Source organism: uncultured Ruminococcus sp. (assembly GCF_946415235.1).
Classification (GTDB): Bacteria; Bacillota; Clostridia; order Oscillospirales; family Ruminococcaceae; genus Ruminococcus.
The window spans coordinates 1-12,453 of sequence record NZ_CAMKRR010000087.1; the positions used below are offsets into that span (position 1 = coordinate 1).

At 46.8% G+C, this 12,453-nt stretch carries 8 protein-coding genes, 1 tRNA gene and 2 pseudogenes; 4 read left to right on the forward strand and 7 right to left on the reverse strand.

The window, feature by feature from the left end:
• Together Q0R37_RS12425 and Q0R37_RS12430 are read left to right on the forward strand one after the other, a co-directional pair.
• A pseudogene (locus tag Q0R37_RS12425) lies at positions 1-960 on the forward strand (hypothetical protein); the annotation flags it as partial.
• Between the two features lie 14 nt (positions 961-974).
• Positions 975-1,922 (forward strand): DUF262 domain-containing protein, encoded by a 948-nt coding sequence (locus tag Q0R37_RS12430; protein WP_294754797.1) that lies wholly within the window; start codon positions 975-977, stop codon positions 1,920-1,922.
• A gap of 374 nt (positions 1,923-2,296) precedes the next feature.
• Here Q0R37_RS12430 and Q0R37_RS12435 read toward each other — a convergent pair.
• The 3 genes from Q0R37_RS12435 to Q0R37_RS12445 all read right to left on the reverse strand — a co-directional run bounded on the left by Q0R37_RS12435 (position 2,297) and on the right by Q0R37_RS12445 (position 3,834).
• A tRNA-Leu gene (locus Q0R37_RS12435) sits at positions 2,297-2,380 on the reverse strand.
• 120 nt (positions 2,381-2,500) lie between these two features.
• Positions 2,501-3,373: an NAD-dependent epimerase/dehydratase family protein gene (locus Q0R37_RS12440; RefSeq protein ID WP_294754799.1), complete on the reverse strand. Its 873-nt coding sequence runs from the start codon at positions 3,371-3,373 to the stop codon at positions 2,501-2,503.
• Positions 3,370-3,834, reverse strand: coding sequence for a GNAT family N-acetyltransferase (locus Q0R37_RS12445; RefSeq protein WP_294754801.1), 465 nt, complete (start codon positions 3,832-3,834; stop codon positions 3,370-3,372). Before Q0R37_RS12445 ends, Q0R37_RS12440 begins: the two co-directional genes overlap by 4 nt.
• 159 nt (positions 3,835-3,993) lie before the next feature.
• Between Q0R37_RS12445 and uvrA the strand changes: the two genes are divergently transcribed.
• Complete coding sequence (uvrA, locus tag Q0R37_RS12450; protein WP_294754804.1) at positions 3,994-6,816, forward strand: excinuclease ABC subunit UvrA; 2,823 nt, start codon at positions 3,994-3,996, stop codon at positions 6,814-6,816.
• A 28-nt stretch (positions 6,817-6,844) separates the two neighbouring features.
• On the opposite strand, the gene Q0R37_RS12455 is transcribed toward uvrA, so the two are convergent.
• A complete protein-coding gene (locus tag Q0R37_RS12455) occupies positions 6,845-7,636 on the reverse strand; it encodes a class I SAM-dependent methyltransferase (protein ID WP_294754806.1) in 792 nt (263 codons plus the stop codon).
• A 285-nt stretch (positions 7,637-7,921) separates the two neighbouring features.
• On the opposite strand from Q0R37_RS12455, the gene Q0R37_RS12460 reads away from it, so the two are divergent.
• Positions 7,922-10,681: a dockerin type I domain-containing protein gene (locus Q0R37_RS12460; RefSeq protein ID WP_294754807.1), complete on the forward strand. Its 2,760-nt coding sequence runs from the start codon at positions 7,922-7,924 to the stop codon at positions 10,679-10,681.
• Positions 10,682-10,743: 62 nt separating this feature from the next.
• Here Q0R37_RS12460 and Q0R37_RS12465 read toward each other — a convergent pair whose 3' ends face one another.
• The 3 genes and pseudogenes from Q0R37_RS12465 to Q0R37_RS12475 form a co-directional block, all read right to left on the reverse strand.
• Positions 10,744-11,472, reverse strand: a complete 729-nt coding sequence (locus tag Q0R37_RS12465) for a MerR family transcriptional regulator (RefSeq protein ID WP_294754809.1) — start codon at positions 11,470-11,472, stop codon at positions 10,744-10,746.
• A 117-nt stretch (positions 11,473-11,589) separates the two neighbouring features.
• Positions 11,590-11,938, reverse strand: a pseudogene (locus Q0R37_RS12470) (PhzF family phenazine biosynthesis protein).
• Between the two features lies 1 nt (position 11,939).
• On the reverse strand, positions 11,940-12,395 hold the full coding sequence (locus tag Q0R37_RS12475; protein ID WP_366517432.1) for a GyrI-like domain-containing protein: 456 nt from the start codon (positions 12,393-12,395) through the stop codon (positions 11,940-11,942).
• Positions 12,396-12,453 lie beyond the last annotated feature (58 nt).

Here is a 12,453-nt window from a genome sequence, read left to right on the forward strand (position 1 = left end):
GAAGGCTTTTCTTCTTTTGTTGGTGATGAAAATGCCGTTCTGCACTGGTATTCTGTGCAAGAATTACATGATGCGGTAAATGCCAATTCTCCTGAACTACCATGGTTTAGGCTTGTGCTGTTGGAAGCAATGCTATTTGAACCATATTATCCTCTCAGCACAGAGATTGATAAAAAGGGAAATGAAGTGCCCAGCACGAAATACAAAGAACTGCATTTACCATTGGTCGGATACAGCAAATCAGATGGTGACAAATTCCTTGATGGATTCTTCAATGAAAGCTTTTATGAAAAAGGATATATCGCAAGGCTTCGGAAATGTCATGATAAGGTTATCCGCGAATTGAACGAAGTGTTAAAAAACGCTATCAAGAGTATTTCAATTACGGCAGTTGTTACTATCGCAGTTGTTGCTACTGCGGGTGCATTTGCCGGTCCGATAGCAGTTGCACTTGTAGGCTCTAATTTTGCTGGATTAAGCGGAGCTGCATTGACAAGTGCCTGCCTTGCATATCTCGGTGGTGGAGCTATCGCAGCCGGCGGATTAGGAATGGCAGGAGGCACTATGGCAATCGTAGGCGGAGGTGCAGTGCTCGGACTTGGAGTGGGAGCAGGTATCGGCGGTGCAGTCGGTGCTGCAGGCGTCCTCGGAAAGAAAGATACTATTATGAAATCAGCTAAACTTATGGTTTCTGTTCGTGAGATATTCCTGAACGATGAACATGATATTGAATACTCGAACACGGTATATGAGCAGTATGTTCAGAATATAACCGATATTGAAAAAGGTCTTGTTGAACTCAGGCTCAAAGCCGATGTAGCAGACAAGGATGAAAAGAAACAGCTCAAAAAGCAAATCAAGAACACTGAAGAAGCTGTGCAGGCAATGAAGATTGCTATGAAGAGTATGAATAAATTCAACAGTTCATTCGCTTTGGGTGAGAGTGTTTCTGAACAATAATGGAGGTAACATAAATGTCAAAATTAAACATAGATCAGAAAACGATAGAAGCACTGTTCAGCGACCCGAAGACAGATTTCCTGATACCTGACTATCAGCGTCCATATGCTTGGTCAGAGGCTGAGTGCAGGACTTTGTGGGATGATATATTCTCTTTTGCGTTTCCTGAGAATAATAGCGATAATTTCAAGACTACCGATGAATATTTCCTAGGTCCGATTGTAACATTCAAGAATGATGAAGGCAAGCAGGAAATCATTGACGGTCAGCAGCGCTTAACAACTCTTATGCTTCTGCTGAGAGCTTTCTATGCTCGTTTTAGGCAAACCTATAATGAAGTAAAGGAAAAACATCAGTATAATCTTGTTGATTTGGACTATGAGCGTTTTGAAAAGCTAAAGGATTTGATTATAGAAAAAACGCGAGGTGATCTTGAAGATATAAATGACGATATTGTTGCAATGTCATTTAAAGAACTTGCAACAAGAGAATCAATATCCAAAGATATTCAAATATCATCTCTTTCTGATGAAAATGCCAAAAAGGATAAACATATCGATAATCTCACAAATGACTTGATAAAATCTTATTCCGCTCCGTTTATTATTAAAAATTCTATATTCGAACAATTTGTAATAAACTTAATCAACTACTTGCCAATGATATGCGGAATAATTGGAACTGTAGTAATATTCGCTCTTGATACTATACTTACTAAGGAAGTATTAACAAAAAGCAAGCTATTATCTTTTGTTCCTTTGATAGTATCAATTGTATTTGTTGTTATTGATAAGTATCTGGACAATTCAATAATTTCTAAATTGCGAGTAAAATTTGTGAATTGTGCAAAAACAAAATATATTAAAAAGGTAGAAAAACAATTACCACCCGAAGCTGAACCATTCAAAGAACAGATAATAAATTACTGTTTAACAAGTAAAGAAATATTTAGAAAGCAGTAATATTATATTGACAACCGCCAAAATCTGCGCTATAATACCAAATAAGGAGCAAGCCACCGGGCACATATTCTCCTATAAGTCGCTGGTTTTTGTTATCATGGCGCTAATAAAATGATAACTTGGCATCAGTGGGCAGTATAGTACAGAGCAAAATGTATAACTGAGATACCAGGGCACAAATCACCTAAACAAATTCGTTTAGTACCGAGTGAAATCTGGGGAGTGGGAATAATTCCCGAAGCGCTGCCTGCGGCAGAAGCAGCAGTCGTCATAAAAAAATGTAAACAGAACATTTTTACGAAACACTGAATGGGTAAAACGATATATAAACCAAAAACCGCAGGCTCTGAAAAAAGACCTGCGGTTTTATTGAATGCCGATGGCGGGGGTCGAACCCGCACGGTGTTGCCACCAACGGATTTTGAGTCCGTCACGTCTGCCAATTCCATCACATCGGCACATCTTTTTATATTATACCATAGCAAGCGGCAGATTGTCAAGCAAATAGTAAAAAAATTCAGGCTTTACCTTACAAAGCCTGATTTTTTATTTTTTTTGCTGTTTTTGAACAACAACAGTTATAAACTATACTCCCCGAGGTATCCGTCAATAGTCTCAAACACAGCCATTTTAACATCGCCGAAAACAAATCCCGAAGCTTCGGCTTTTGAGGTATCAAGAGCTGCATATGTCGGATATCCGTTATAGGGGGCAGCTTCGCCATTTTCCGAAAGTACTGCCTTTTTCCCTGTTTTTTGCTCAATATAGCCGATGATCTCACCTACGGATATACTTCCGCGGCAGCACCCGTTAACAGATCCGAAAATGTCATTTTCGGCTGCGTACGCAAGGAACTCTCCTGCTTTGGTCTCATCAATGAAGCTCATCTGCGACTCCGCATCGTCAATAAACATCGGCTCACCTGATATTATCCTCTCCGCATAGAATTTTAGCCGTCCTGTATAGTCGTTTCTGCCTATCACCACGGGATAGCGCACAGCCGTGTATTCCTGCTTGGGATAATGCTGCACAAGAGCGCACTCCGCCTGACGCTTTGCCTCGCCGTAATCAAAGTCAGCCCTCTCGCACCACCTTAGGGGATATTTTTCAGGCTCAAAGCTGCTCTCGGGAGTCCCTCTGCCTATATTTCCATACACTGACGATGTGGACATAAGTATATATTTACCGCAGTCCACATGGTCAAGAAGTCTTTTAACGTCATTGGACGAATAAGCTATCTTATCTATGACCGCATCGAAGCTCCTGCCGTAAAGTGCCTCGGCAATACTCGCTTCATCGCTCCTGTCAAGGCATATCCTTTTTACTGTATTACCGAAGCTGTCCGGAGTTCGTCCTCTTGTTGCGAGTGTCACATCATGACCATCCGCAATAAGCTTTCTTACCATTGGTATACCGAAAAAACGAGTTCCGCCCACGACGAGTATATTCATTTCCGAAGCTCCTTTTTCATGTAGTCATAGCAGAGATAATCTCCGTTTTCGGTGAGGATACTATGAAATTCCACTGCATTGTAGCCTTTTTTCATATATATTGCTTTGGCAGGAAACGAGGCGCTGAGCTTGGCTTCACTGAAGCTTTTTGAAATGAGTTCCTCCGCAAAGGCGATAAGCCTTCCGCCGAAGCCCTTTCCCTGAAACTCGGGAAGTACGAACAGCCTGTTTATCTCACAGCCGTTTACGGTCACCGTACCCGCTGTTATTCCGTCATCATCAATGAGCAGGAACACGCTCCCCCCTTCAATATCTTTTCTTATATGCTCGTCCGAGTGATGTGCGAGGAAAAAATCAACAGCTCCCGCAGGATAATAATGGGGATAAACTGCCTTTATAGTTCTGTGTGCTATGTCCTTTACAAGATGAAGCTCCGATATATCAGCCTTTCTTATATCCATTTCTCTCATCTCCTTCATAAATGGTATTATAAAGCAAAACACAGGATATGTCAATGCTTGCAATTACGGCTCTGCCGTGATATAATATATTTGTATGCGCCGTCCTTTTACGGCGGCTGTCTCGTAAAAGTATCTGATATCATCAAAAAGGAGCTTTTTATGACCGATAAGATCATTATTAAGGGTGCAAGAGCAAATAACCTTAAAAATATAGACCTTGAACTCCCCCGTGACCGCCTCATAGTCATGACGGGACTTTCAGGCTCGGGAAAGTCCTCCCTTGCCTTCGACACAATCTATGCTGACGGTCAGCGCAGATATGTGGAAAGCCTTTCCTCTTATGCGAGAATGTTCCTCGGACAAATGGAAAAGCCCGATGTGGACAGCATAGAGGGACTCTCCCCCGCTATTTCCATAGACCAGAAAACCACCTCAAAAAATCCACGTTCCACAGTAGGAACAGTTACCGAGATATACGACTATCTGCGTCTGCTCTATGCAAGGATAGGCATACCTCACTGTCCTGTCTGCGGAAGGGAGATATCACAGCAGACCATAGATCAGATGGTGGACACTCTCATGGCTCTGCCCGCAGGTACGAAGCTCCAGCTCCTTGCACCGATAGTAAGGAACCGCAAGGGACAGTACGCAAAGGAGCTTGAGAGCGCCAAGAGGTCGGGCTTTGTCCGTGTCCGTATCGACGGTATAATGTACGAGCTCACTGAAGAAATAAAGCTCGACAAGAACAAGAAGCACAACATTGAGATAATAGTTGACCGTATCGTTGTAAAAGAGGGCATAGAATCACGAATCGCCGACAGTCTCGAAACTGTTTTCAATCTTTCGGGCGGACTTGCCATTGCAGACGTCATTGACGGCGAGGAGATAATCTTCTCGCAGAATTACGCTTGTCCCGAGCATAATATCAGCATAGGAGAGCTTGAACCCGTAATGTTCTCCTTCAACAATCCTGTGGGAGCCTGTCCGAAATGTACGGGCCTCGGCGTTTTCCGCCATATTGACCCCGAGCTTGTAATACCGAATACCGACCTCTCCATAGAGGACGGAGCCATCAGCGCTTCGGGCTGGAACAGCCTTGACGAAACGTCCATCGCTACCATGTATTACCGTGCAATATCCAAAAAGTACGGAGTTCCCATCGACGTCCCGGTTAAGAAGCTGAAAAAGGAACAGCTTGATCTTTTCCTGTACGGCACGGGAGATGAGACACTGGACCTTAAGCGTCCTGCCTCACTGGGCGGCGGCAGCTACCGCTCTCCCTTCGAGGGCGTCATCAACAACCTTGAACGCCGCTATAAGGAAACCTCCAGCGAATGGTCAAGGAACGAGATAGAGGAATATATGAGCGAGGTAAGCTGCCCCGAATGTCACGGCAGGAGACTGCGCGACGAATACCTTGCCGTTACCGTGGGCGGAAAGAATATCAGCGAGATAACCGACCTCTCCGTAAAGGAATGTCTTAAATTTTTCAGCGGACTCAGACTTTCCGAACATGATTCCTTCGTAGGCGAACGCATAATCAAGGAAATAAAGGAGCGCCTCGGCTTCCTCAGCAGCGTAGGCCTTGACTATCTCACACTTTCAAGAGCCTCGGGCACTCTCTCGGGCGGTGAGAGCCAGCGCATAAGACTTGCGACTCAGATCGGCTCTTCTCTTGTGGGAGTTCTATACATCCTCGATGAGCCCAGTATCGGACTCCATCAGCGTGACAACGACAAGCTCATTGCAACTCTGAAGCGTCTCCGCGACCTCGGCAACACCCTTATCGTAGTCGAGCACGACGACGATACCATGCTCGCCGCAGACTATATTGTCGATATAGGTCCCGGGGCGGGAATACACGGCGGCGAGGTGGTTTTCGCAGGTACAGTGGACAAGCTGCTGAAATGCAGGACTTCCATTACGGGACAGTATCTCAGCGGCAAGAAGAAAATAGAGATCCCGAAGAAGCGCAGGAGCGGCAGCGGCAGATTTCTCACAGTACACGGAGCTTCCGAGCATAATCTCAGAAACATCGACGTACAGATTCCCCTCGGTGAGCTCGTATGCATAACGGGCGTCTCGGGCTCGGGAAAGTCCTCTCTCGTCAATGAGATAATCTACAAGCACCTTGCCTCAAAGCTCAACCGTGCAAAGACAAGATGCGGCAAATTTGCTTCCATGGAAGGCATCGAAAATCTTGACAAGGTAATATGTATCGACCAGTCCCCTATCGGACGCACTCCCCGTTCCAACCCTGCAACTTATACAGGCGTTTTCACGGATATACGCGACCTTTTCTCAAAAACACCCGACGCAAAGGCTCACGGCTACAGCAGCGGAAGATTTTCATTCAATGTTAAGGGCGGACGCTGTGAAGCCTGCGAGGGCGACGGAATAATCAAGATAGAAATGCACTTTCTGCCCGATATATACGTTCCCTGCGAGGTCTGCAAGGGCAAGCGCTACAACCGCGAAATTCTTGAGATACACTACAAGGGCAAGTCAATATACGATGTACTTGAAATGACCGTAGACGAGGGTGTTGAGTTCTTCGAGCATATCCCGAAGATCGCCAAGAAGCTTAAGACCTTGCAGGAGGTAGGTCTCGGTTACATCAAAATAGGACAGCCCGCAACTACCCTGTCAGGCGGTGAAGCTCAGCGTGTGAAGCTTTCCACGGAGCTGTCAAAGCGCTCTACGGGAAGTACTATCTATATCCTTGACGAGCCCACTACAGGACTTCATACAGCAGATGTTCACAAGCTTATAGACGTACTGCAAAGGCTTACCGATCAGGGTAATACAGTCCTTGTGATAGAGCATAACCTGAACGTGATAAAGGTAGCGGATCATATCATCGACCTCGGCCCCGAAGGCGGCGACGGCGGTGGAACTATAGTCGCACAGGGCACTCCCGAGGAAGTGGCTCAGTGTGAAAAATCCTACACGGGACAGTACCTGAAAAGCTATCTGAAATAGTAAAAGAGGTCTTTTAAGACCTCTTTTTTTACTTCTTTTTCAGTATCGCCATAGCAACATAGTGCAGCACATCGAATTCATCGGGAGCTGTGCTGTTCAGCATAGCGATATGCTCGCGCTCCCATTTTTCCGTATCCTCTCTGCTCAGGGAAGCCTCCACGCCGCGGCAGGCTTTCATTCTTCCGTTCCAGCTCTCCCGCGTAAAGTGAACATTGACGTCGAACTCAATTCGTTCGGCTATCTCAAAGCTTTTCAGCACCTCATCGTCAATAAATACGGGACGTCTTGTCCAGCCGCCCCCTGTCCATGAGGGATTGTATTTCAGTACGAGCTCCTCACTTTGTCTTGCGATATCGTCATCAAAGGGCAGCCATGCCATCTGCATTACCGCAAGTCTGCCGTCTTTTTTCAGCATATCATACAGCTTCGGCACAAGCTTTTTGTAATCAAAGTACCAGAAGCACTGGCAGGCAGTTACAACATCAAAAGTACCGCTCGGGAAGCTTATATCCTCGGCAGGTGAAGCAAAGAAATCTATATCCATTCCGCCTTTTCCCGCAAGGAGCTTTGCCTGTTCTATCTGATTTTCGGAAATATCGCTTCCTGTCCACTCAGCTCCGAAGCCGTACATATTTCTTGGTATAACGCCCGTACCTGTTCCCAGATCGAGTACGGACTGCCCCTTTACGCAAAGTCCGCGGCTTACAAGAGCCTCATAGAATTCCTGCGGATAAATGTCCCTGTATTTTGCATAATTTTCGGAAGTCCTTCCCCAGTCGAAGGCTTTTCCGCCATCAATATCCTTTTTTATGATATCCATATCCATTGCTCCCTTCATAAAAATATTTTATATTATATCATTTCTGCCGCTCATTGTCAAGGAAAGCCATAAGACAGGAGCGGCTTTTCCGTTTTGGTATGACATATTATGTCATAGCCTATTAAAAATTACTGCATTATTTTACATAAGAAGCACGATTGTGGACAAAAAAGTGTGAAAAATGATACGATTAATCATTGCAAAACTATGAATAAAAGTGTATAATATAATAGACAAGGACTGCGGTCCTCAGATCGTGAAAAAAATAAGACTGGGGGAATTACTATGAACCTGAAACTGAAAAAAATCGCGGCAGCGGCTGCCTCTCTCGCTGTTGCCGTAAGCTCGAACCTGAGCATGAGCACCTCACTCATTGCTGATGCTGCATACGGAGTCGGCGGCAACGGCTCCGCGATAATGGAGTACCTTGACAGAGGCATCTATGCCATAAAGTCGGGCAGCGGTATGTTCATCAGCTGGCGATTCAATGCCAACGATGACGACAATGCCGAATTTCAGCTCTTCCGCGACGACACTCTGATCTACACGAGCAAGGCGGGAGAAGCCACCAACTACTGGGACGCACAGGGCAATTCAAGCTCAAAGTACCGTGTTGACACGCTTGTGAACGGAAATGTCGTTTCTTCGGAGGACTGCCGCTTCACCTCGGACAGCAGCTACTTCGATATACCTCTCGATGTCCCGAGAGGCGGAACTATCAACGGCGAGGCGTATACTTACTCTCCCAACGACTGCTGCGCGGGAGACGTTGACGGCGACGGACAGTACGAGATATTCGTAAAGTGGGATCCTTCAAACTCCAAGGATAATTCTCAGACACACAACCCCGACAAGGGCATACAGGGCTTTACCGCAAATGTGTATATCGACTGCTATACCCTTTACGGAAAGAAGCTCTGGCGTATAGACATGGGAAAGAATATCCGTGCAGGTCAGCACTACACACAGATGGCTGTTGCGGACTTTGACTGTGACGGCAGGGCTGAGCTTGTCACAAAGACCTGCGACGGCACCGTTGACGGTACGGGAAAGGTCATAGGCAACGGCAGTGCCAACTACCTTGACAGCGCAGGTACCGTACTTCAGGGACCTGAGTATATGACCCTCTTTGAGGGCGCTACAGGAGCGGCTCTGGATACTATCGAATTCCCTGTCCTCAGAGGCGACGCCACAAGCAATACCGCCAAGAGCACATGGGGCGACAACTACGGCAACCGCTGCGAGCGCTACAACTGTGCTATCGCTTACCTTGACGGAGTTCATCCCTCTGTCATCTACGGCAGAGGCTACTATACAAGACTCACCCTTTCGGCTGTGGACGTTGTGAACGGCAAGCTTTCAAAGAAATGGGTATTCGATACCGGATTCGATTCGAGCAACCCTGCCTACGGCTGCGGAAACCACAATGTAATGGTGGCGGACTTCGACAATGACGGCAGACAGGAGGTCTGCATGGGCGCCTGCTGTATCGACGATAACGGAAAGCTCCTTTGGTCTACCAAGCAGGGACACGGAGACGCTATGCACGTGGGCGACCTTGATCCCAACCGCGAGGGAATAGAGGTCTTCCTCTGCCACGAGAGCGGCAGCTATGGTATTTCTCTTGTTGACGGCAAAAACGGTCAGATAATCTGGCATTACGACGGCGACAAGGATACGGGACGCTGCTGCGCGGACAATATAATCTCAGGCAACAGCGGCGCGGAGTTCTGGGGCTCAAGACCTGCATATAATGTGTACGATGTTTCGGGCAAGCAGATAGGAAGCAAGCAGCCTTCCACCAACTTCCTTATCTACTGGGACGGTGACTTAGAGCGTGAACTGCTGGACAATATCTATATCACAAAGGCAACGGGTATAGATCAGTATCAGACTATACTTACAGCTTCTGGCTGTGCTTCAAACAACGACACAAAGGCAGTTCCCTGTCTTACGGCAGACCTCTTCGGCGACTGGCGCGAGGAGCTCGTCCTCAGGACCGAGGATAACTCAAAGCTCCGTGTATGGTGTACCAATACAGAGACAAAGTACCGCATTACTACTCTCATGCACGATATGCAGTACCGTATGCAGTGCGGCTGTCAGCAGTCCTCGTACAATCAGCCGCCTCACACAAGCTTCTATCTCGGCACTGGGGCTCAGCTCCCTGCAAGACCTGACGTAAAGCTAAACAATACTCCTCCCGAGCCTGTAAACGGAAAGCTTGTGAAGAACTTCCTCGTTAAGGACAGAACCAACTCGGGCTCATGGAAGCTCATGGAGTCCAACGGTACAGGCGGTCTAATATACGGTGACAGAGACTTTACATACACATCTCTCCCCTCAGAGCTTGAAAACTGCGAGTACATCATGACTGCCTGCAATTCCAAGAACACAGACAGCGACCTTGCAGAGTTCACAACTGCCGATAAGACTGAGGTATATGTACTCGTCGATACCCGTGAGGAGGAAGCAAATTCTGTTCCTTCATGGCTCGGCAGCTACACAAGAACAGATCTTACAGCTCAGACAAGCAACGGCGTTACATTCGCTGCCTATAAAAAGTCGGTCGATGCAGGTCAGAAGGTAGTTCTCGGAACTAACGGCATGACAGGAAATGTTATCAATTACACTGTTTTCGTGAAAGAACCCGAGATAGTTACTACAACAACTACTACCACAACTACAACTACGACAACGACCACAACTGCTGAAACAACAACAACGACTACCACCGAAACGACCACTACAACAACAGAACCAATAACAACAACTACATCAGAAGAGCCAAAAACGATCATATGGGGCGATGTAAACTGTGACGGCGAAGTCGATATGTCAGACGCGGTGCTCATCATGCAGAGCCTTGCAAATCCCGACAAATACGGAGTAAACGGCACTGATGACAAGCACATCACCGATCAGGGCATAACAAACGGAGACGTTGATATCAGCAGCAAGGGCATCACTTCCAACGACGCCCTCAGGATACAGGAGTATCTGCTCCATAAATTTGCAAGTCTCGACCCTATGGCAAAGGATTAAAAAGCTAAGCCGCTCAGAACTGTGATATACGGTTCTGAGCGGCTTTCTGCCTTATATAGTATTCATTTTCCGCAGTAAGCTTCAATAGCCGCCGCTGCAAAATCTGCAGTGCCCTTGCCGCCGACCTTATCAATATTTTCCGATATCTCACCGCCGCCTGCGTACATTTTGCCCAAGCCTGCGAGTATCTTATCCGAACATGTATACAGGTGCTCGGTTATGAAGTCCTGTAACTTCTTTACCATAGCCTGTGCCTCATTGCTGTCGGGACTGCCGCTTTTCAGCTCGCCGAACTCCGCAAACAGCGACATAAAGCGCTCCATAAGCTGCTTCTCTTCCTCGGGAGTGCGGTGGCTCTCTTTCTCCTTCAGTTCCTTATATTCGGGAGTATCGCCCCACTGTTCCTTTGCGCGTTTTGCGTATTCATCAAGCTTTGATGTGTCAAATGCAGAAAAATTCACTGCTCTCACTCCTAATAATTTTATTCCGCGAGCGAAGCTGATGAGGTTCTCAAGATGCTCCTTTTTCATTTCAAGAAGCTCTATCTGCTGTTCAAGAGCCTTTTTGCGGTCGAAGTCGGGACTGTTCACAATGCGGACTATATCCCTGAGCGGAAACTCCAGTTCGCGAAAAAGCAATATCTGCTGGAGCCTTTCCAGAGCCGTATCGTCATACAGCCTGTATCCTCCCTCGGTATGGTCCGCAGGGGGCAGAAGCCCTATCTCGTCGTAATACCTGAGAGTGCGTATACTCACTCCCGTCAGCTCGCTGACCTGCTTTACCGTCATCATGTTACCAACTCCTCTCGTGTGATTACAGTATAGACCATGACGTAACGTGAGAGTCAATAGCTATTTTCATCTTTGTAGGAACTCACAAAAAAACGCTTATGATTTGTACATATCGCCTTATCTGATTTTTATATCGGCAGCCGAAAACAGCACCGCTTTTCCTGATATCTTCACCCTGTCCCCGCAGGCTGTACAGTTAAGTACTCCTGTACGCAATGATGCCTGAAATGCTGTTATAGAGTCCCTGCCGAGTCTCCTGCACCAGTAGGGGGCTATCATGCAGTGCGCCGAGCCTGAGACGGTATCCGCCGTCCTCTCTGACCGCAAAGGCAGTCTCCGAGAGATTATTTTCAGAGGCTATGTCCTGCATCAGCTTATCATCGGGGAAGCTGTCCGCAACACAGACAGCCGCAGGATTACCGCCGAACAGCTTATCCGTAAAAGCGTCAACTATATACTGTTTCATTTTATCCCCTCTTCTTTATCGGGTGACGTACAACTGTCCTAAGCTTTTCGGGAGCAGTCTTTCTCGGGTCTGAAAGGTATATCTCATGGTGCTGACGTTTATCCGTAATGTCGGTATCATAGCCCATACTGACGGCATAGCTGTCCATAGCGGCAACAGTTGCGGGCTCGTCATCATAAGAGCCGATATGCATACACTGCACACAGAGTCCCTCCTCGTATGACATGAACTCAGCCCTTGAACAGTCAAGCTTTTTCTTTGCGGAAGCCTGTTCAGCTGCCCGGTCAAACTCGGCTTTCGTTACAAACTCGGGAAGTCTTATCATAGCTGTCCATATAAGGTCGCTTTTGCGTCTGTAGTCGATCCCCGGCATATCCTCCTGCTTCCATAATCCCTCAAGGGGCGGAACAACATAGTCGAAATAACCATCAATGTGATGATCGGTCATCTTGCTCATTTTTATGGTATTATCAAACCAATTTCACACTGAGTACCACCGAGTCACACTGAGTCAC

Excerpts from the sequence above, each read along its gene's own strand:
- Q0R37_RS12445 (WP_294754801.1), bottom strand. The coding sequence starts at position 3,834 with ATGGATATAAGAAAGGCTGATATATCGGAGCTTCATCTTGTAAAGGAC.
- Q0R37_RS12430 (WP_294754797.1), top strand. The coding sequence starts at position 975 with ATGTCAAAATTAAACATAGATCAGAAAACGATAGAAGCACTGTTCAGC.
- Q0R37_RS12440 (WP_294754799.1), bottom strand. The coding sequence starts at position 3,373 with ATGAATATACTCGTCGTGGGCGGAACTCGTTTTTTCGGTATACCAATG.
- Q0R37_RS12460 (WP_294754807.1), top strand. The coding sequence starts at position 7,922 with ATGAACCTGAAACTGAAAAAAATCGCGGCAGCGGCTGCCTCTCTCGCT.
- uvrA (WP_294754804.1), top strand. The coding sequence starts at position 3,994 with ATGACCGATAAGATCATTATTAAGGGTGCAAGAGCAAATAACCTTAAA.
- Q0R37_RS12455 (WP_294754806.1), bottom strand. The coding sequence starts at position 7,636 with ATGGATATCATAAAAAAGGATATTGATGGCGGAAAAGCCTTCGACTGG.
- Q0R37_RS12475 (WP_366517432.1), bottom strand. The coding sequence starts at position 12,395 with ATGAGCAAGATGACCGATCATCACATTGATGGTTATTTCGACTATGTT.
- Q0R37_RS12465 (WP_294754809.1), bottom strand. The coding sequence starts at position 11,472 with ATGATGACGGTAAAGCAGGTCAGCGAGCTGACGGGAGTGAGTATACGC.